The 19352-nt window shown below is 68.5% G+C and carries 17 protein-coding genes; 10 read left to right on the top strand and 7 right to left on the bottom strand.

The genetic code is table 11. From position 1 onward, the window contains the following. Positions 1 to 44 precede the first annotated feature (44 nt). Positions 45 to 2072: a sensor histidine kinase gene (locus tag ACQEVY_RS05435; protein WP_432945361.1), complete on the bottom strand. Its 2028-nt coding sequence runs from the start codon at positions 2070 to 2072 to the stop codon at positions 45 to 47. A 116-nt stretch (positions 2073 to 2188) separates the two neighbouring features. On the opposite strand from ACQEVY_RS05435, the gene ACQEVY_RS05430 reads away from it, so the two are divergent. The 3 genes from ACQEVY_RS05430 (at position 2189) to ACQEVY_RS05420 (ending at position 4675) form a co-directional block, all read left to right on the top strand. After that, on the top strand, positions 2189 to 2884 hold the full coding sequence (locus tag ACQEVY_RS05430; protein WP_432945359.1) for a hypothetical protein: 696 nt from the start codon (positions 2189 to 2191) through the stop codon (positions 2882 to 2884). 107 nt (positions 2885 to 2991) lie between these two features. Continuing rightward, positions 2992 to 3246 carry a hypothetical protein gene (locus tag ACQEVY_RS05425; protein WP_432945357.1) on the top strand — a complete coding sequence of 85 codons (255 nt, stop codon included), beginning with the start codon at positions 2992 to 2994 and terminating at the stop codon, positions 3244 to 3246. Between the two features lie 673 nt (positions 3247 to 3919). Continuing rightward, on the top strand, positions 3920 to 4675 hold the full coding sequence (locus tag ACQEVY_RS05420) for a DUF1353 domain-containing protein (RefSeq protein WP_432945355.1): 756 nt from the start codon (positions 3920 to 3922) through the stop codon (positions 4673 to 4675). 158 nt (positions 4676 to 4833) lie between these two features. Here ACQEVY_RS05420 and ACQEVY_RS05415 read toward each other — a convergent pair whose 3' ends face one another. After that, positions 4834 to 5463, bottom strand: coding sequence for a hypothetical protein (locus tag ACQEVY_RS05415; protein ID WP_432945353.1), 630 nt, complete (start codon positions 5461 to 5463; stop codon positions 4834 to 4836). 565 nt (positions 5464 to 6028) lie between these two features. On the opposite strand from ACQEVY_RS05415, the gene ACQEVY_RS05410 reads away from it, so the two are divergent. The 5 genes from ACQEVY_RS05410 (at position 6029) to ACQEVY_RS05390 (ending at position 11983) form a co-directional block, all read left to right on the top strand. Next, positions 6029 to 6163, top strand: coding sequence for a hypothetical protein (locus tag ACQEVY_RS05410; protein ID WP_432945351.1), 135 nt, complete (start codon positions 6029 to 6031; stop codon positions 6161 to 6163). Between the two features lie 298 nt (positions 6164 to 6461). Further along, entirely contained in the window at positions 6462 to 8861 is a 2400-nt protein-coding gene (locus ACQEVY_RS05405; RefSeq protein WP_432945349.1) for a glycosyltransferase, read from the top strand. A gap of 175 nt (positions 8862 to 9036) precedes the next feature. Then, entirely contained in the window at positions 9037 to 9432 is a 396-nt protein-coding gene (locus ACQEVY_RS05400; RefSeq protein WP_432945347.1) for a hypothetical protein, read from the top strand. 145 nt (positions 9433 to 9577) lie between these two features. After that, on the top strand, positions 9578 to 10546 hold the full coding sequence (locus ACQEVY_RS05395; RefSeq protein ID WP_432945345.1) for a glycosyltransferase family 2 protein: 969 nt from the start codon (positions 9578 to 9580) through the stop codon (positions 10544 to 10546). Positions 10547 to 10942: 396 nt separating this feature from the next. Then, positions 10943 to 11983, top strand: coding sequence for an SCO1860 family LAETG-anchored protein (locus ACQEVY_RS05390; RefSeq protein ID WP_432945343.1), 1041 nt, complete (start codon positions 10943 to 10945; stop codon positions 11981 to 11983). A gap of 380 nt (positions 11984 to 12363) precedes the next feature. Here the strand turns inward: ACQEVY_RS05390 and ACQEVY_RS05385 are convergent, their stop codons facing one another. Next, on the bottom strand, positions 12364 to 13380 hold the full coding sequence (locus ACQEVY_RS05385; protein ID WP_432945341.1) for a sigma-70 family RNA polymerase sigma factor: 1017 nt from the start codon (positions 13378 to 13380) through the stop codon (positions 12364 to 12366). A gap of 250 nt (positions 13381 to 13630) precedes the next feature. Here ACQEVY_RS05385 and ACQEVY_RS05380 point away from each other — a divergent pair, with 250 nt between their 5' ends. Beyond that, entirely contained in the window at positions 13631 to 14422 is a 792-nt protein-coding gene (locus ACQEVY_RS05380; RefSeq protein WP_432945339.1) for an SDR family NAD(P)-dependent oxidoreductase, read from the top strand. Positions 14423 to 14592: 170 nt separating this feature from the next. Here ACQEVY_RS05380 and ACQEVY_RS05375 read toward each other — a convergent pair whose 3' ends face one another. Further along, the gene (locus tag ACQEVY_RS05375; RefSeq protein ID WP_432945337.1) at positions 14593 to 15597 is read right to left on the bottom strand and encodes a sugar ABC transporter substrate-binding protein; all 1005 of its coding nucleotides are present in this window, start codon (positions 15595 to 15597) and stop codon (positions 14593 to 14595) included. A gap of 455 nt (positions 15598 to 16052) precedes the next feature. Between ACQEVY_RS05375 and ACQEVY_RS05370 the strand changes: the two genes are divergently transcribed. Beyond that, positions 16053 to 16466, top strand: coding sequence for a DUF6069 family protein (locus ACQEVY_RS05370; RefSeq protein ID WP_432945334.1), 414 nt, complete (start codon positions 16053 to 16055; stop codon positions 16464 to 16466). Between the two features lie 116 nt (positions 16467 to 16582). Here the strand turns inward: ACQEVY_RS05370 and ACQEVY_RS05365 are convergent, their stop codons facing one another. The 3 genes from ACQEVY_RS05365 to ACQEVY_RS05355 form a co-directional block, all read right to left on the bottom strand. After that, complete coding sequence (locus ACQEVY_RS05365) at positions 16583 to 17335, bottom strand: SDR family oxidoreductase (RefSeq protein WP_432945332.1); 753 nt, start codon at positions 17333 to 17335, stop codon at positions 16583 to 16585. Next, positions 17332 to 18303: a fumarylacetoacetate hydrolase family protein gene (locus ACQEVY_RS05360; RefSeq protein ID WP_432945330.1), complete on the bottom strand. Its 972-nt coding sequence runs from the start codon at positions 18301 to 18303 to the stop codon at positions 17332 to 17334. The genes ACQEVY_RS05365 and ACQEVY_RS05360 overlap by 4 nt, the downstream gene beginning before the upstream one ends. A gap of 116 nt (positions 18304 to 18419) precedes the next feature. After that, positions 18420 to 19352 (bottom strand): VOC family protein, encoded by a 933-nt coding sequence (locus tag ACQEVY_RS05355; RefSeq protein ID WP_432945328.1) that lies wholly within the window; start codon positions 19350 to 19352, stop codon positions 18420 to 18422.

The raw sequence follows: 19352 nt of genomic DNA, 5'->3' as shown, positions 1-19352 counted from the left end.
CCTCTCCTGTATCGGTATCCCTCAAGGGGCGCTCGCGGGGTTGGTCAGGCAGTGGCACGTGTCTCCTCCAGGGGAAGCGGCATGCTGGCCTGCACCGAGGTGCCGCCGCCCGGGGCCGGGGTGATCGCCAGTCGGCCACCGACCTCCGCCGCGCGTTCGCTCATACTGCGCAGGCCCACTCCTGCGCGGTGGCGGGGCGGGATGCCGCAGCCGTTGTCCTCGACGGTCAGAACGAGAAAACCGGCGGTGACGTGGGCGGTGAGGGTGAGGCGGCCCGATGCGCTGTGTTTGAGGGCGTTGCCCACTGCTTCGGCCGCGATCGCGTACGCCGCCACCTCGACGGAGGCGGGGAGTTCGGCGCAGGCGGCGGTGACCGAGCAGCGGCAGGTGGGAACGTCGTAGCCGGCGAGCAGTTCACGTAGCGCGCCTGCGAGGCCGAGCTGGTCGAGCACGGCGGGGCGCAGGCCGTTCACGACGGTGCGCAGATCACCGACTGTTGTGCGCAGCCGGTCCCGTGCCAGCCTGATGGCGTCCGCGAGCTGGGGGTCAGTGGTCCTGCGGGCCAGGGAGTCGAGCTGGTGGGCGGTGCCGGCGAGGGAGGGGCCGACGCCGTCGTGCAGGTCGGCGCGGAGCCGACGGCGTTCCTCCTCTCGGACGGCGACGATGTGGGCCCGGCTGCGGGCCACGTCCTCGACGAGCCCCGCCGCGTACGCGAGGGTCGCGGCCCGCGCCGCGACCTCCTCGGCCGCGGCCCGCTGCTGCGCGGTCCAGGGCTCGGCCGGACGCCGCCGCCCCAGGTGAAGTTCGCCGACACAGCGGCCGAGTGCCAGGCAGGGCACGGTCCGCCAGCCCGCACCGGGAACGGGTGTGCCGGAGGTCGCCGTCACGGCCGGTCCGGTGAATGCCGCGTACGGCAGGCGCAGGGCGCGGCGGAGCTCGTCGACCAGGAGTCGCATGGCCTCGGCCGGTTCCGAGGCGGGGGCGAGGTGGCGGCCGACGCGGGCCATCACCGCGTACGGATCGTGGCGGTGTCCGAACAGCAGCCGGTCCACGGCCGATTGGACCGCCCCGCGGCCGGCTGCCGCAAGGAGCGCGGCCGCGGCGATCGCGGCCGTGCCGCCGAGCGAACCGGGCGCGAGGGCGCCCGCGCCCGCGACGACGGCCAGGTAGACGCCGAGGACCAGTCCGCTCAGCAGGGTGAAGACGATGGCCCGGCCCAGTACCACCTCGACGTCGTAGAGGCGGTGGCGCAGCATCGCCACGGCGATACCCGCCGGCGGGCCGAGCAGAGCGGCCACCATCAGCAGGTCGGTCAGCAGCTGAGGGAGTTGCCCGGTGGTGAAGCCCACGCCGGTGAACGCGAGGGTCATCAGGAGGCCACCGAGCATCAGCCACTGCAGCTGGGAGCGCTCCACGCCGCGTGCCGCACGGGTGCGTAACACAATGAAGAAGCAGGCCGCGGCGGTGCCGGCGGACATGCATGTAGCGGAGGACACGTACATGACAGTGTGCAGCCACTCCGCGCCCCGTACACCCAGCGGGTTGGCCAGGGCGGGCACCGGGTCGGTGCCGCTCGGACGCAGCATCGCGGCGAGGGTGCCGGTCGTGGCGACGGTGATGACGGTCCACGCGAGCACCCGCCGCGGGCGGGTGCCGAGCCGTCCGTACGGGAAGAACAGCGGCACCAGAGGGATCGCAAAGAAGTAGCCCACGAACCCCCAGCAGCCCAGCCAGGCCCCGAACTGCCAGCCGGGCAGGGGGTGTTCAGCGACCAGCTGCGAATAGCCGGCGTAGTAGGTGAGCAGGTGGTACGGGCCGATCAGCGCGGGCGCCATCATCAGCCAGACCAGCCGATTGCGCGGCTGGACGCGGGCCACCGCCGCGCCGAGCAGTGGCCACACCGTGCCCAGCACCAGATCGCTCCAGAACAGCTTGCTGAGCTCGACCTGCCGGGACAGCACCGCGTGCGCCGGCACGGCGGCAACGCAGCTCGCGGCGCCGACTCCTGCGACGGCGTACGCGGCACGGCGCAGCGCGCGGTCCCGTCGGCTTCCTCGGTCCCCCCGACCCATGGGGACATGGTGGCGTACGGATATCCCGGGCGAAAGGGACTGGTGTCCCTGTTGCCCGGGACGCCGCCGCGCGGACAGTGCTGCTCAAGCGGTCACCTCCAGGGGAGTTGAGAGTCATGACAGCAGTGGATCCGGGAGCAACGGCCGGCGCGGTCCGGTCCGGCGGCGGCAACGGGCGGGCCAAGTGGCCGCTCTATGGGGTCGCGGCAGGACTGCTCGGTGTCGTTGCTACGTTCGTCGCCGATCCGCGGAGCGGCGTCGTAGAGACAGAACCCGTCGACCCGTCCATCCTGGACGAGCTCTCTCGCGGTACCGCCCACCTGGGCCTGGTGGCGGGGTTCATCACCGTCGCCCTCCTGCTCGTACTGGCAGCGGCCTGGCGGCGGCAGGTGGAACCGCGGGTGCCGGGCAGTACGGCGGCGCATGTGGTGAGCGGCGCGCTGACGGCCTCGGCGGCCGGGCTGACGTACGGGTACGGCTGGAAGGGAGCGCTGGCCATCTATCTGCCGGCGGGGATGAATGAAAAGTCCTTCGGCGACGACGGCCTGTTCGTGTACTTCATGCTCAATGACTTCGGGGGCTACATCGGCTGGCTGGGTGTGGTCGTGGCGGCCGGGGCGATCGCGTGGATGGCTCTGCGCGAACGCACGGTATCGCGCTGGATCGGCGTGCTGAGCCTGCTGCCGGTGCTGGCAGTGACGATCTTCGCGGGGGCAACCGGACTCCCCGGCTTCCAGGGCGTGGTCGGGCCGGTGTGGTTGCTGACCGCGTTCGCCGGACTCGCGGCGGGACGCAGCACGATCGTCCGCTGACCGTCCGTATGTGGGCCTGAGCCTGATCTGCTTCGACAGGTCGGTAGGACGGTTTCCTCTCGACGAGAAACGCGAAGGTTGTCCGGGCGCGGCCCACGACGACTCTCGTGTCTCGCTACGGCGAGGCCTACCGCCCCATGAACACCTCGGAGACCTGGGACATCAACCTCGATGCCCCCTTCAGCGACCACTCCCGCCTGCGCATTGAGGTGTGGGACAGGGACCTCGGCTGGTGGCTGGATCCGGACGACCTGCTGGGCGTGCACTTCGTCAACGGCGCCAAGGTCGGTGCCGGGCAGAAGACGACCGAGTTCAACGCCGACGGAGCCAGCTACACCCTCACCTACGAAGTCGTGGCCTGACCGCCCGCAGTTTGAACCCCGGCCCCTCCTACCGGAGCGGCATCAGCGCACATCGCGCTCTTCGTGGCCGGAGCGCATGCGGCCCTGCGCGCACTCGACCGCGGTCAGGGCATCTACATCAGCATGAGCTGGTTCGCTCCGGGCGTCTTCGTACCGACCTCGGTCTGAACCGACAACTCAAGCCTGCGGGATGGCCCACCCGGACCGTCCCGCAACGCTGTGCCAACCACCAATATCCGCGCAGCCCACCGCCCCCGCGCTCCACCCAGATTTCGACGGGCACCCCGACCTGGCGGCCATGGTGTGCTGCGGACTCAACCACCTTGAGCGCATGGGTGACAGATCGCCAGGAGAACGGATAACGGCAGCCGATCGCCGGAAGAGTAAGGGGTGTGAACCCGTGTGGGGACAGGGAGGTACGCATGTCCGCGTCCGACGGCATGATCGTGATCAATCGTCTACCCAGGCCGAACCGGAGCAACGAGGAGACCGGGGCCTACGAGGTCGCGCGATGACGCGGGATGCCGAGCAACCATTTACCCCGGAGCCGACCCGCTTCTACGACGGTGGCGTCGATGCTCATGACGGACATCAGGAAGTTCCGCCCGACTCTTCATGCCCTGCCCGGATCGAGCTGGTCAGGCTCACTGAGAACGGCCGCGAGCAATTCAAGATGCAGCGCCGCATCGCCTACGCCGACCGGCACCTCGGCGAGCTCCTGGTGCCCCGCTCGACCCGCACTTTCCGCAGCGATCTGACCTCGGTACCCGCGCTCTTCACCTGGCTCGTGCCAAAGACTGGGGAGCACCTTCCGGCGACGTTGCTGCACGACGGACTGATCCACTCACCAGGGAACCAGACGTACACCTCGACCGACGGCCGCGTCGTCCTGCGTGTGGAGGCCGACCGCGTACTGCGCGACGCGATGGCGGACGCCGGCACCGCGCTGATCCGGCGGTGGCTGGTCTGGTCGGCGGTGGCGACGGCGACGATGCTCGACGGCACCGGAACGGGCTGGTCGAAGACGCAAAAGCGGTACTACCGCGTGACCGCGGCCCTGACCGTCTTGCTGATCACCGTGCTCGGCATCTACGCGTCCTTCGACCTCTTCGATGCGGGCATCCCGAGGCTGCCCTGGATGGGCGACCGGCCGTGGTTCGTCGAACTCGTCGGCGGGCTGTCGGGCGCGGTCGTGATCCCGCTGGTGCTGGCGCTGGTGTTCTGGGGACGCTTCCGGATCGCCGGCGCCATCGTGGGGGTGAGCCTGGCCGTGCTGCTGTACGTCACGGTCGTGCTGCTCGCCCTCACCGCGCTCTACCAGGTGCTGGAGTGGCTCACCGCGAAGATGCCGAAGGTGGCACTCGCGCTGGCGGGCGTGGGGACGTCGGTGGTGCTGCTCGTATCCGCCGCGGTGCTCTTCCAGCGATGATGCGAGGACGCCTCTCCATTTCTCGAGCAGCGCGCAGCTTCCCTCACGCCGCGTGGTGACGACGTTCCAGATGGATCGGGCGGCCGTGTGCGTCGTCCTTCGAGGCCACTGCGCTGATGAGGTCACCACAGCAGCGTGAGCACGCGGCATACGCGCTTTCATCCGTCGTCGTTTCCGGTGTTCTCGCTTGGCAGGAAGGTCTGGCGTGCCCAAAGACCCAGCAGCACCATTCCGCCGACCAACAGCGGTACCGGGTCGCGGGCAAGAGGAGCCAACACATATCCCAGCGCCGTTATGGTGCAGACGGTCAGGGGAACGAACGCCGCCGCACCCTGTATCCCCACCCACAGGGCGGGCCGACCAGTGCCCAGGACGTTCACTCCGCCGTCCGCCCAAGGGCTGGCAGCGATCACCAGCAGTCCCGCGGTGCCGCAGGCGTCGGCCAACTGAGAAGGCATCACCTCGGCGGAATACGGGACGGCCGACCACAGCCGCACGGTGTCGCCGATCAGCGTGAGGGTCAGCCCGACGACCGCTACTCCCACAGTGGCCCGCTGATCGTCCCGCACGCGACACCACAAGGCGAACAGAAAGCCGAGGAACACGACTTCAGCGGCCCAAAGGACGCCGACCATCCCCTTCTCCAGCCTCCAACCGACACCAACCGCCCGCAGCAGTACCCATCCCGTCATGAACACGGAGCCGGCCGTGACGACCCCGTCCAGCACGCGCCGCAGCCACAAGTGCCGACCTGCACCGGAATCGGCCGCGACCACCAGACCGGCCATTCCCAGGCCTACCGCCACCGTCACTCCGGTGACCACCAGCGGACCGAGCAACGGTCGCGCATCCAGCGCCCACGCCGGAGGGTGGGCCGACAACACGGTAACCGCGGCCCGGTACACACCCCCGGCCGCGGCAGATCCCGCGAACAGCAGCAGACGCTTTCGCACACGCCCTATCGCCCCCCAAGCACGGAGCATCAGGGAGGCCGTCAACACCCAGCAGGCGACGGACGGCCCGAATGCCCTCATCTGCGCCGGCAGACTCTCGGCTGCCCACCAACCGGCGGCGGTCAGCGCTGTTGCGGCGAGACATGCCATGCCGACCGCGCGCCAGACCCCCGCTCGGCTCGAACGGCCTGAACGGGCCCGGGTCTTGAGTACGTCCGGTGATTTCCCCAACCCCAACATCAGGTGCGCCTTTCAACCGGCGCCCGCCCGCAGGACCTCCGCTATAGCCGCCGGATCCATTTGCAAACCGTAATGGACTCACCACCGGCACCGAACGAAAGCGTCGGGCGTTCACCCGTACTGCTGAATGTGGCATGACCTGTTCACGAAAGAAGCTGCCTTGGGCAATCAGATGCAGACGAGAGTCCGCAGGTCAGGCCCCTGGACCGGGATCTACTCGAACCCGGGCAACCGCTTCGTCAGCGACAAGTACCTGACCGCCGGAGGCGTGCAGAGTTTTCTGCCCAAGTCCTGATCTGCGTCAGGCCATCCGCATCCGGGTCGCGCGCCACCCCTGCGGCGCAAGACCCGGATCGTAGTGGACCACGCGAGAACGACGGTGCCCGCTGAAACTCGCCCAGCGTCAGGCCCTGCTGCGTCGCAGACCCGCGGTGCACAAGGGTCGGCGACGCCATGAGAACGGCCCCCGTCGTGTGGAGACCCGGGCCGATCCACCAGCTGCTCTCGTATAACGGAGGGCCGTCCGGGTGAATGTTCAACCGGCGGGGCCTATTGGAAATCCTCTCGGCCAAGTGGATCGACATACTGTGTGAATGCGGATGCAGCAGAAGATTCCCGCCTTGATTCACCAGACTTGGAAAGACGCCGATGTACCCGCCCAATGGAAGAAATGGGCTGATTCATGGCGCCTGCATCACCCCGGCTGGGGATACCGTTTGTGGACCGACTCCGACAATCGTGCATTCCTCCAGGAGCACTATCCATGGTTCCTGCCGGTCTACGACGGCTACGCGGAACCGATCATGCGGGCCGACGCGATTCGCTATTTCCTGCTCGACCATTTCGGCGGGCTCTACGTGGATCTGGACTTCGAGTGCCTGCGCCCGGTCGACGGAATCCTTGACGGGCACGAACTCGTCCTCGGCTGCGAGCCCCAGGCGCACACACGGTTGCTGCTGGCCCGCCAGCGCGGATTCGACCGAATCGTCGGCAACGCATTCATCGCGTCACGGCCAGGCCACCCCTTCTGGGCCCATGTGCACCACCAGTTGGTCGGCGCTCACAAGATGCCCGGCACCCTGGATGTCACCGGCCCCTTCTTCCTCACCAGGGCGATCGACAGCGCCCCGGAGTCTGCCTCGATCACGATCCTCGGCCCGGAGGTCCTGTACCCCGAGGTGAGCCCGTACGCGACGGAGCTGTTCGGCCCTCAGGAGGCCGACTACGAGCGCGCGTACGCCGTGCACCACTGGTCCGGCAGCTGGGTGCGCGACGCCCCCGAGGCTCCGCGGACGTCGGCGGCCAGACGGTTCCCGTTCTGGGCGAGCCAGGAGCTGCAACCGCTCGCCGACGGTCTGCTCAACCTGGACGCGCAACGCCGCCGCTGGACCTCGGGCGCGCCCGCGCCGACAGTGTCATGCCTGATGGTGACGAAGGACCGCTCGTCGACGGCCCGTCGCGCGATCACGTGCTTCCGTACGCAGACGTATCCCAGTCTGGAACTGGTCGTCGTGGAGGACGGCACGGATGACGCCCTCGAGCAGTACATTCGCGAGCTGGGCGACCCGAGGATTCGCCATCACCGGCTCCCCCCGGAGGGGCGGCCGTTGGGCGAACTGCGCAACGAAGCGGTGGACCGGGCCGCCGGGCCCTACGTATGCCAGTGGGACGACGACGACCTGTACGACCCGGAGCGGGTCGAGACACAGATGGCGGCGATTCTCTCGCTCGGCGCCGAGGCCTGCTTCCTCGCACGTGAACAGCTGTGGTGGCCCACTCGCCACAAGCTCGCGATCTCCTGCGCGCGCGTATGGGAGGGGTCGATGGTGTGCGCCAAGGACCGCCTCCCGCGCTACCCGGCGCTACGCCGGGGCGAGGACACCCCGGTGGCGGAAGAGGTGGTCCGCACCTGCCGGGTGGTGTCGGTCGACGCACCCGAGCTGTACACGTACGTGTGTCATGGCAGCAATACGTTCAACGAGGCCCATTTCGCGGAGCACTTCGACGTGGCGACCGAGATCTGGTCCGAACCCGGCGCATACGCCGAGCGGTTGCTCGCGATGGCGAACCGACTGCCGATCGGGCCGGAGGACATCGCCCACGCCGAGACCGGTCCAGCCATCCGAGCTTCCGAGCAAAGACCAGGGACGGCCCCCGAGCCCGCCCCGGGCCCGGCGAATGAGCGCCCCCTCGTGCTGGTGCTCACCCCGCTCAAGGACGCCGCCGCGTTCCTGCCGCGCTATCTGGAGAACCTTCGCGCCCTGGACTACCCGCGCGAGGCGATCTCACTGGGCCTGCTGGAGGGCGACAGCACGGACACGACGCCGGATCTGCTCCGACAGGTCCTGCCGCGCCTTGAGGCGGAGTACCGGCGAGTCACCCTCGTACACCGTGACTTCGGCCTCCAGTTGGCCGGCCCCCGTTGGGAGCCCGGCGTCCAGCGCCGGCGCCGATCGGTGCTGGCCAAGGTGCGCAACCATCTGCTCTCCCGAGCCCTCACCGACGAGGAGTGGGTGCTGTGGCTGGATGCGGATGTCACCGGCTACCCGGCCGACCTCGTCCAACGCCTGCTCGGAGCGCGCAAGGACATCGTCGTCCCGCACTGCGCCACGACGACCGGTGGATCCACATACGACCTCAACACCTTCGTCCTGCACCCCAGAGCCAGCACCCTCAACTGGTCCCAATGGCTGCGCGACGGCATCCTGCAGCCACCCAGGGGGTTCGGCCGGAGGTACCTCGACGAGTTGCGCGGGCAAGGGCTCGTCCGCGTCGACTCGGTCGGCGGCACCGCCCTGCTGGTACGCGCCGACCTCCACCGGGACGGCCTGATCTTCCCCTCCTTCCCGTACCAGCACCTCATCGAGACAGAGGGGCTGGCCGCGATGGCCCGGGACATGGGCACTGCCTGCTGGGCCCTGCCCGACCTGGAAGTGCTGCACCCGCACCACGCCACGGACCTGGCGGACGTCGGGGCCATGGCCCCGTCCTGACCGATCGGGGCCGGTACAGGCCGGGGGGCAGGGGTACCGGACCGCGGGTGTACTCACATGGAGTAATCGCTTTGGCACGATAAGTAATGAAATTCTACGGTGGTGCTGCTGCCCCTGCCGCGGACTTCACCAGCGGTAGAGGGCAACTCCCAGTCCCCGAAGGAAAGGCCCCACCGTGAAAGCCCGTGTCATGTCCTCCCTGGCCCTCCCTGCAGCACTGGCAACCGCCGGACTGCTCAACACCGCGGAGGCGGCCTACGCGACCGCCCTCGGTTCGGACACGCGGACAGCGTCGGCACCGTACGCGTACCAAGGACAGCCGATAGGCGGCGACGCCACTCTCACCTCCGCGGACGGACACCCCTGCACGCCGATCGGGAACGTCACCATCACGGACTACGGGTACTGCTGCACGCCCGTGGGCAACATGACCATCACCGACTACGGGTACTGCTGCACGCCGGTCGCCAACATCACCATCTGTGACTACGGGGACCATCAGGAGCACGGGCGCGGACACCACGACCACGACCACCGCGACTTCCATGGGCGTCAACTCAGCTCCAGCTAGTACGTGATCCGGCTGGTCTGCCGCGACGTGGCCCTTGAACAGGGCCGGGGGGGGGGCGTCGGCGCCCGACGTCGCGGAATCCTGCCGACCGTACCCCCGCCCCGGATCCCTCCATCCCGTTCCGTTCCGAAGCGAAAGACGGCGCATGCCCCACAGCTCCGACCCTGTGGTCTCGGTGGTCATCCCCTGCCACAACTACGCCCGTTATCTGCCCGAGGCAGTGTCCAGCGTCCTCGCCCAGACGTTCCGCGCCTGGGAACTCGTCATCGTCGACGACGGCAGCACCGACAACACCGTCGAGGTGGCCCAGGACCTGGTCGCCCGCCACCCCGACTCGTGCATCAGGCTGCTCCAACAGGCCAATGCCGGGGTCTCCGCCGCGCGCAATACCGGAATCGAGGCCAGTGCCGGTCGTTACATCCTTCCGCTGGACGCCGACGACGTGATCGCGCCCACGATGCTGGAGAAGACCGTCGAGGTACTGGACAGTGACCCCGACATCGCCATCGCCTCAACCGATGTGTTCACCTTCACCGACGACGACCTGCCCCCGCAGGCGATGCCCCTCCCCGCCTACAGCAGAGAACTGCTGCTCCAGCGACTGATCATGTTCTACTGCTCGCTGTACCGCCGCGAAGCGTGGCAGACCGTGGGCGGGTACGACGAGACCATGCGGGCGGGAGAGGACTGGGACTTCTGGATCGGCTGCGTCGAGCACGGATTCGATGCCCACCACATCCATGAGCCGCTGTTCGGAGCGCGCAACAAGGACACCGGACTGCACCTGGAGGCCGCCGAGAACGACCTGGCCATCCGGGCCCGGATCGTGGCCAACCACCCGGACTTGTTCAAGCCGATCACCCGTTGCTGGGCACACGCCGTACTCACCCAGGACGCGGAAGCCTGCCTGCGGGACGAGCACGTGCCTGACGACATCCTCACCCGGGCTGCCGAGATGGACCAGTTCCTCGCCGCGGTCATGGCCCTGCAGCGCACCACGCGGGTGCAGCACTACCACATCCGGCGACTGGAGAAGGCGCTGGCCGCTCAGAGCGGCATCGCCGGCCCGTCCGCACCGGAGAGAGCGCCCGCCCCGACGGCTTCCTCCGTGTGACGCGGTGAGCCGGGCCAGTTCCGGGCTGCCGCAGTCCCGGCGACACGTGGCGGAGCCGGGTCGAAGCGGTGGTGCTGGTGGTGTCGGAGTTACCAACGCCGCACCACACGCTGGCGGCCTGATCGGATTCCGGCTGGCACCCGACTGGCGACGATGTCTTGGGGCTGGCCGGGCGGTGGTAACGAGTTACCGGGCCGGAAGGTGCGCGCTAGGCAAGGAGCGGGCGAGGAAACCGCACGTTGGGGTGATCTCCTGTCGGATTGTCGCACGACCGACATCCGTGAGGCCATGATCTGCGGGTCGAGGTCGTCGGCGGACACGCTGTACCGAACACGGCAGCGCCGACGGCTCCATGTCTCTGTGGGGGTTTCCCAGTTGTACGCGAATGTCTTCAGCATGCCCGCACGCCCAGCCGCTCTCCTGAGCGTCTCGGCTGTGGCGCTTGGCGGCGCACTGGCCGTCGGCCCCGCCTATGCCGCACCCGCGCACGAAAGCTCCGGTTCCACCGGCAGGGCGACCGCCGTCGCGGCGCGCGCCGACCTCGGCGTCTCCGTGGAGGGCGTCGGCGACGTCCCGGTCAAGCAGGCGCTCGGCGACCTGAGCGCGCCCGGGGACGCGCACCAGACGCTGCTCACCGCCGAGGTGAACGGCGCGAACAAGGGGCAGCCCACAACCCTGGTCAAAGCCAAGATCGCGCATTCCAGCGTCAAAGCGGACGCGCACCGGTCGGTGGGCGACGTCAAGCTCGTCGGCGTACGGGCCTACGCACCCGGCCTGCCCGCCGACCCGCTGCTGACCGCCGACCTGCTGAAGGCCACGGCCTCCTGCGAGACAGGCAAGAAGCCGACTGCGAAGGCCACGCTGGCGGACAACGTGACCGTCCTCGGCAAGCCGGTGCCTGTGAACGGGCCCGGCGACCAGCACGTCGAGGTGCCCGGAGTCGGCACCGTCGACCTCGTCCTGGAGAACGCGACCACGACGGACAGCACCGGGGCCGCCACCGCGCTTCGACTCAAGTACACAGTGACTCCAGCCAAGTTGGGCGTGGTGAAGGCATCCGGAGAGATCGTGCTAGCCGAGGCCACCTGCGCGATGCCGGACGGCTCCGGCGCCGCCCATGACGGTTCGGACAGTGACGGTTTGAGCGGTCACGGGTCCGATGGTGACGGATCCGGCAGTGGCGTGGCCGAGGGCGGCTCGTCCGACGGCCAGTCCTCCGCCGAGTCCACCGGTTCGAACAGCGCCGAGGACGCCAAGAACGCCGACGCCGCGGGCAATCAGCCCAACACCCAGACCGGCGACGACGACTTGAGCCTTGCTGAGACCGGCGGCAACTCCGCCACACCCGTCATCGCCGGCGTGGGCGGGGCGCTCCTCCTCAGCGGCGCCGCGGCCGTATACCTGATGCGTCGCCGCCGCACTTCTCATAACAACTGACGCGGGACCGGTCGCGGGCGGCGCTCCCGCTCGCGACCGGGGCCGGACCTCGTCGAAGCCCATCGCGCCCGGAACCTGCAGCTGCGATGGGCTTCGGCCTGTGCCAGGAGCCACGAAGGAGGGCTCTACCTGCGCTAGACCTACCCGGCCTGCGGCCCTTTGGCCTCTGGGTGACCTCGAATACAGTGCTCGCCGCCTACGACAGTAACCAGGCATCCGCGCTGCTCGGCGAGGGCGGCGACGACCGACGCGAGTACGGTGTGACGGCGGCCAGTAGATACGAGTTGCGGCGGCAGCGGTGCCGGAGCGCTCGCCGTCGCCGCTGCACGTCCGCCGGAGTGTGTTCCGCTGCCGCGCACATCCAACCGCTCGGAAGCCGGCTATCGGCGCGGGAGCGATCGCGGCAGCCCGAACGATGGGAGCACACCGGTCTCGAAGTGGGTCATGGCGCAGATCCGGTCGCCGGTGAGGGTGAGGACGATGAGGCCGGTCCCGTGGCGGATGCCGGTAGGGGCGTGCAAGTAGGCCCCGAACGCCGGTTGACCGTTGGCTCGGGTCGGCACGAGGTCGAACCTTCGGCCCGCGCCGAAGATGCCGGCGCAGAAGCGGGCCACGACGTCTGGGCCCTCGTATTCGAAGGGCATCGGCGGCATCGACATGAATACGTCGTCGGTCAAAAGGGCCACCAGCGCGTCGACATCGGCGGACTCCCACGCGCGGACGAATTTCACCACGAGCGCGTCCTCGGCGGGTGAGTCGCAGGCGGGAGCCGGTTCACGCTCGGCGGTCGGCGGCTGCCGGCGCTGAAGGCCGGCGCGGGCACGTTTGAGGGCGCTTTTGACCGACTCGACGCTCGAGTCCAGCATGTCGGCCACCTCGGTCGCGGCGAATCCGAGGACGTCGCGCAGGATGAGCACGGCGAGCTGGCGAGGCGGCAGGACCTGCAGTGCGGTCACGAAGGCCAGAGAGATGGCTTCGGTCTGCTCGTAGCGGGCTTCCGGACCGAGCGGCATGCCGAGCGCACCCTCGAGGAGGGCGTCGGGGAACGGCTGCAGCCAGACGACCTCGCCGAGCCGGGTCGGCTCGGGCGGTTCAACATTGGGCACATCCCATTCCTTGGCCGGGCGTCGGCTCGCCGAGCGGCGCGCGTTGAGGCACCGCGTGGTGGCGATCCGGTAGAGCCAGGTGCGGATCGATGCGCGCCCCTGGAACCCTCCGATGCCTTGCCAGGCAGCCAGCAGCGTGTCCTGCAGGGCGTCCTCGGCGTCCTGGAAGGATCCGAGCATCCGGTAGCAGTGCACCTGCAACTCCCGGCAGTACGGCTCGGTCAGCTTCCGGAACGCCTCACCGTCCCCCGCCCGCGCCCTTGAGATCAGGTCGGCTGTCACCACACCCACCGTCACCTCACCTTCTTCCCACGCCGTGTCGCACTTCCATCCTGTATGGACACCGGCAGAGGGGCGAAGGGGGCGGCTGCGGGGTGCCCCCTTCCCCGACGTCGCGGTGTCTACATCATCGACGGCTCGGACGATCCGATCGCCGGCTGATGGCGAAAGGACAGCCCCGCGCAGATGAGTCTCAGCCGTCGGTCGTCACTCATGAGGTGGGCAGGTGTGATCACCCACTGCACAGAAAGGAACCAGAGAGATGATGCTGAGGGACAAGGTTGCGGTGATCTACGGAGCCGGAGGCGCAATCGGCAGTGCTGTCGCACGCGCCTTTGCGCGTGAGGGGGCCGAGGTTTTTCTCACCGGGCGCCTCCAAGCACCGGTCGAGGTGGTCGCCAAGGACATCGTTTCCGCCGACGGATCCGCCGAGGCGGCCGAGGTCGACGCGCTCGACGAGCAGGCGGTGGACAGGCATCTGCAGTCCGTGATCGACCAGGCGGGCCGCGTCGATATCTCGTTCAACGCGGTCGGCATCCCGAATGCGCAGATAGTGGGTGTCCCTCTGGCCGAACTGGACGCCGGGCAGTTCTCCCTGCCGATCACCGCCTACGTCACGTCGTACTTCCTGACGGCTCGCCTGGCCGCACGTCACATGATCCCGAACAGATCGGGGGTGATCATGACCGTCACCGCACTCCACTCGCGGACGGGCCTCCCATTGGTGGGAGGCTACGGTCCGGCGCAGGCCGCCAAGGAGGCACTCACTCGAGACCTGTCCGCCGAGCTCGCACCTCAGGGCATCCGCGTGGTCGGTCTGCGCCCACAGGGCATGCCGGAGACACGCACGATCAAGGAAGCCTTCGAGCCTCGCGCCAAGGCAACGGGCATGACCTGGGAACAGTGGCAGGAGTTGCTCGCCGGCAGGACCCACCCGCGACGGCTCATGACGCTTGCGGAGATGGCTGACGTTGCGGTCTTCATGGCATCCGACAAGGCGAGCGGGATGACGGGCACTACCGTCAATCTGACCATGGGCAGCCTGGACGACTAGCGGCCGGCTGGTCTCGGCCACAGGTGCCGAAGTTCTCACGCTCTGCGCGTCGACCACGGCCGCAGTCGGTTCGGGGCTGCGGCCGTGGGCTCAGCGGGTCTTGTACGTCACCAAAACATCCCAGAACACCAACTACCTAGGTCAGATGCCTTCTTCAGCCAGGGACCATGTCAACGGGTGCCCTTTTCGGCGAACTTGGCGATGGCGTCCACGTTCTCCTCGGTGACGAAGGCCGGACCGGTCAGGACCGGTGCGGTGCCGCCGCCGCTGAAGTTGCCGTTGTTCTCGTACAGCCAGAGGCCGTCCACCGCCAGGTAGCCCTGCAGGTACGGCTGCTGGTCGACGGCGAACTGGACGTCGCCCTCCTTGACGGCGTTCACCAGGTCCTTGTTGAGGTCGAAGGTGGCGACCTTGGCCTTGCTGCCCGCGTCCGCCACGGACTGGACGGCGGTCAGCGCGAACGGGGCGCCGAGTGTGACGACCTCGTCGATCGACGAATCCTGCTTGAGCTTGGCGGTGATCGTCGACTTCACGGACGGCATGTCGGCGCCGTTGACGTAGAGGTTCTCCGTCTTGCCCTCGAACGCCTTCTTCAAGCCCGCACAACGCGCTTCCAGGGCGACGTGGCCCTGCTCCTGAACCACGCAGAGTGCGTTCTTGGCGCCGATCTCGTTGAGGCGCTCGCCGAAGGCCTGGCCGGCGATGTTCTCGTCCTGCCCGAAGTACTCGAGCATGCCGAGCTCTTTCCAGTTGTCCAGGCCGGAGTTGAAGCCGACCACCGGGATGCCGGCCGCCTTGGCCTTGGCCACGACGTCCTTCATCGCGTCCGGCTTGGCCGCGGTGAGCGCGATGCCGTCGACCTTCTGGTCGATCGCGTTCTGCACCAGGTTGGCCTGGTCGGCGGCATTGGGGTTGCTGGAGTAGACGAGCTTGACGTTGTCCTTGGCCGCGGCCGCCTGGGCACCCTTGCGGATCAGATCCCAGAAGGTGTCGCCGGGAGCGGCGTGGGTGATCATGGCCACGGTCATCTGCGGGGTGCTCGCCTTGCCCGCCGCGGCCTCCGCGCCGCCTTCCTCCGACTCCTTGCCGCCGGAGCTGCTGGAGCAGCCGGCGGCGAGCAGGGTGCCGATGAGGACGGTGGCGGCGAGAGCCGCGGTTCGGTGGTGTCTGTGCATGTCCCTTGCACCTCACTGTGCGGTCGGGGAGTGGCTACGGGAATCGGGGAATGGGGGAGTGGATACGGGAAGCAGGGGCCTGCCTCGAAGCGCTTCAGGATCCCCGGACCGAAGTGCTTCAGGGGCTCCGGAGCGCAGCACGCCCGGCCCAGGACGTGGGTGTGTCGTGGGAGAGGGCTCGCGAGGCGGCGGAACCGTTGTCGGTTGTCCGTGGCGGTCGCATGGGTGCGACCACCTCGCCTTCCGTGACTAGAGCGCATCATTAGCGCGCTCTAGTGTTTGGTAACTATGGGGCTGGCCCCTGGTGCTGTCAACAGGTTTGTCCGGATGTCCCGACAGAGCTCAGCGGGAGAGATTTCCCGGCGGTCTTGAAGTTTCAATCACCTTCCGGGAGGCTTTGGTTTGAAATTGAAACACCCTTCGGAGCTCTCCCTCTCCCCGTCCCTGGAGTTGCCTTGTCCGTTACCCCTGAGGTTGTCGTCGCCCGCCGCGGACCGCTCGTCGTCGCCGGAGGTGTGCTCGCCGCGATCGTCGTGGCCTCGCTGGCCGACGCGGTGCTTGCCCTCCTCGCCCTGGCCGTGGGCGCGCCCGACAATTTCCAGCCGCTGATGCCGGGCTCGTACATCTTCCTGACAACGGTCGGGGTCGTGGCTGGGGCCATCGGTTGGGCCATCATCCGCAAGGTGTCGAAGGACCCCGAAGCGCTGATGCGATGGCTGGTGCCGACCGTCGTCGCGCTGTCCTTCGTGCCCGACTTCCTGCTCTTCGGTGAAGGCGGAGTGGCGGGCGTCGTGGCCTTGCTGCTGATGCACGTCGTGGTGGCGGTGGTCGCGGTGTTCGCGTACCGCAAGGTGATGCCCCTGTCGTAGAGCACTGTGGCAGAGCGCGCGAAAGGCGTCGGGCGGGCAGGGGTTGTGGTCCCCTGCCCGCCCAACTCATCCATGACTTACGCGACTTGCACGTGCCTGCCGTACGTTGCTGCTGTTCAGCTGTCCTGACGCAGGGCGTCCGAGATCGACTTGGCGCCGCCATGTGCGGTGAGGCCTCCGTCGACGGGGATCTCGGCACCGGTGATGAACGCGGAGTCGTCGGAGAGGAGGAAGGTGACGAGCGGGGTGATGTCGTCGACGGTGCCGGTGCGGCAGAGCGGCGTCTCGCGCAGGTTCGCCTCGCGGAACGCGGGTGCGGCGGAGGCCGTCATCGCCGTCTCGATGAAGCCCGGGTGGATGGTGTTCACGCGGATGCCGCGCGGCCCCAGTTCCATGGCGGCGGTCTTCGACAGGCCGCGCAGCGCCCATTTGCTGGCCGTGTACGCGACCGGATAGTGGGCGGTCAGCGCCGCCGTCGAACCGACGTTCACGATCGACGCGCCCGCGGGCATCAGCGGCACCAGGTGCTGGATGCCGAGGAGCGGGCCGGTGACATTGACCGCGTGGACCCGGGCCATGTCCTCGGGCCGTACCTCGTCGATACGGGCCCTCCACGTGACGCCCGCGTTGTTGACCAGGCCGTGCACCTGCCCGTACGACTCCTTGAGCTCGGCGGCGAGATCGGCCCAGTCCTGCTCGCTGGTGACGTCGAGGCGGCGGCAGCCGGGTGCTTCGGTCGCGTCGGTGGCGATCACCCGGGCGCCCTCGAGGGCCAGTGCCTCCGCCTCCGCGGCACCTTGGCCGCCGGCCGCACCGGTGACGACCACGACCTTGCCGAGCAGCCGCAGGGTACGGACGCCGGGCGTCATGGTCGCTCCCGGGGACGGCGCCGGGCGACCGGAACGGGCACTGGCTCCGGCCCGGTCACCACGGTGTTGGAGACGGAGCCGATGCCCTCGACGGTCAGCGTGACCGTATCGCCCGGCTTCAGCGGCGGCGGGTCCTGCCTGCCTCGTACGCCCCACAGCTCGGCGAGACAGCCGCCGTTGCCGCACGTGCCCGAGCCGAGCACGTCGCCGGGGCGGACGACCGTGCCCCGGGAGGCGTAGGCGACCATCTCCTCGAAGGTCCAGCTCATGTTGGACAGCAGGTCCTTGCCGACCACCTCGCCGTTGATCTCGGCCGTCAGCGCCAGCCGCAGGAAACCGTCCGAGTCGCGGTACTTCTCCAACTCGTCGGCGGTGACCAGGTACGGGCCCAGGGTGGTGGCCGTGTCCTTGCCCTTGCACGGGCCGAGGCTGACCTGCATCTCGCGGAACTGCAGGTCGCGAGCCGACCAGTCGTTGAAGACCGTGTAGCCGATGATGTGGTCGCGGGCCTGCTCGGGAGAAAGATCCCGCCCCTCCCGGCCGATGACGGCGGCGACCTCCAGCTCGAAGTCGAGGACTTCGCTGCCCGGCGGCACCGGGACGTCGTCGTGGGCGCCGATGACGGCGTACGGGTTGGTGAAGTAGAACGTCGGGGCGTCGTACCAGGCTTCGGGCGCCCCGCCGACGCCGTCCACGGACCGTCGTACGCCTTCCACGTGCTCCTCGAAGGTGACGAAGTCCCGCACGGTGGGCGGCTGAAGCGGTGGCAGCAGCCGTACCTCGGACACATGAGGGCCCGGCGGGACATCGAGCGTGGCGGCGCTGGCGCGCAGGAGCGCGTCGAGTCCGTCGCCGGAGCTGATCAGCTCCGTGAGCGAGTGCTCCCCGGGAACCGGGTGGAGGGTGCCGTCCTCCTCCACGACGGCGACCCGGCGCTGGTGTCGATGTTCATAGGTGGCGAAACGCATGCACGGCTCCAGGCTCGGACGGTTTTCGAAAGCGGTGGAAAGCGGGGGCGCGGCGAGAGAGTCAGGCGGTTGACAGGGCCAACAGGGCCACCGCGTCCTCGGGTTCCGAGGGGGGATCAGACCGGCGGGGCGACGAAGCAGCCGCGGTCGACGTCGTTGAAGGACTCTTTGGCGATCAGTTCGTTCATGGGGTTGGCGGTACCCCACTGGTCGGTGACCTCGGGCTGGGAGAAGTCGTAGACGTGGGGGTGCCAGGTGTCCTCGTCCAGCAGCTCCAGCTCCGTCGTGTACTCGACGGTGTTGCCGTGCGGGTCGAGGAAGTAGGTGAAGGTGTTGTCGCCCGCCATGTGTCGGCCAGGGCCCCAGATCTTCTTGAACCCGGCCCGGATCACGCGGCCGGAGCCGCGCATGTACTCGTCCAGGCCGCGCATCTCGAACGAGACGTGGTGCAGGGAGGTGTGCGGGCCCTTGGCGATGGCCATGGAGTGGTGCTGGTTGCTGATCCGCATGAAGTGCATGACGTCACCGACGTACGGCGAGCTCAGTGTGTCGGAGTGGCGGAAGCCGAGGTGGCGCTCGTACCACGCACGGGTCTTGTCGAGGTCCGGCGAGTTGAGGACGACGTGCGACAGCTTGACCGGGATGGCCTCCTTCTCCTCGATCTTGCGGTGCTGCCGTACATCCACATCGGTGGACACTTCGATGGGGCGGCCGTCGATGTCGAAGAAGCGGAAGCCGTAGCCGCCTCCAGGCGTGTCGATCTTGCCCGGCTGGGAGATCAACTGCACGCCACCCGCGAGGAGTTGTTCGGCGAGGGCGTCCACGTCCTCTGCGGAGCCGGCGCCGTACGAGACCAGGTCGAGGCGCTTCTCCTCGGCCTTGCGCAGCCGTATGACGTACTGTTCGGGGCTGCCCTCGGCGGCGAGGAAGGAGATCCCGGAGTCCTCGGCGACCTTGGTCAGGCCCCAGACGCCGGCGTAGAAGTCGAGCTGCTTGTCGTAGTCGGGCACGGCGAGGTCGACGTGCCGGAGATGGGTGAGCAGGCGCAT

Source organism: Streptomyces sp. CA-288835 (assembly GCF_050936385.1).
GTDB lineage: Bacteria > Actinomycetota > Actinomycetes > Streptomycetales > Streptomycetaceae > Streptomyces.
This window is presented reverse-complemented; position numbering and strand designations above follow the sequence as displayed.

Excerpts from the sequence above, each read along its gene's own strand:
- ACQEVY_RS05435 (WP_432945361.1), bottom strand. The coding sequence starts at position 2,072 with ATGGGTCGGGGGGACCGAGGAAGCCGACGGGACCGCGCGCTGCGCCGT.
- ACQEVY_RS05430 (WP_432945359.1), top strand. The coding sequence starts at position 2,189 with ATGACAGCAGTGGATCCGGGAGCAACGGCCGGCGCGGTCCGGTCCGGC.
- ACQEVY_RS05420 (WP_432945355.1), top strand. The coding sequence starts at position 3,920 with ATGCAGCGCCGCATCGCCTACGCCGACCGGCACCTCGGCGAGCTCCTG.
- ACQEVY_RS05415 (WP_432945353.1), bottom strand. The coding sequence starts at position 5,463 with ATGGCCGGTCTGGTGGTCGCGGCCGATTCCGGTGCAGGTCGGCACTTG.
- ACQEVY_RS05405 (WP_432945349.1), top strand. The coding sequence starts at position 6,462 with ATGCGGATGCAGCAGAAGATTCCCGCCTTGATTCACCAGACTTGGAAA.
- ACQEVY_RS05395 (WP_432945345.1), top strand. The coding sequence starts at position 9,578 with ATGCCCCACAGCTCCGACCCTGTGGTCTCGGTGGTCATCCCCTGCCAC.
- ACQEVY_RS05390 (WP_432945343.1), top strand. The coding sequence starts at position 10,943 with ATGCCCGCACGCCCAGCCGCTCTCCTGAGCGTCTCGGCTGTGGCGCTT.
- ACQEVY_RS05380 (WP_432945339.1), top strand. The coding sequence starts at position 13,631 with ATGATGCTGAGGGACAAGGTTGCGGTGATCTACGGAGCCGGAGGCGCA.
- ACQEVY_RS05375 (WP_432945337.1), bottom strand. The coding sequence starts at position 15,597 with ATGCACAGACACCACCGAACCGCGGCTCTCGCCGCCACCGTCCTCATC.
- ACQEVY_RS05365 (WP_432945332.1), bottom strand. The coding sequence starts at position 17,335 with ATGACGCCCGGCGTCCGTACCCTGCGGCTGCTCGGCAAGGTCGTGGTC.
- ACQEVY_RS05360 (WP_432945330.1), bottom strand. The coding sequence starts at position 18,303 with ATGCGTTTCGCCACCTATGAACATCGACACCAGCGCCGGGTCGCCGTC.
- ACQEVY_RS05355 (WP_432945328.1), bottom strand. The coding sequence starts at position 19,352 with ATGCGCCTGCTCACCCATCTCCGGCACGTCGACCTCGCCGTGCCCGAC.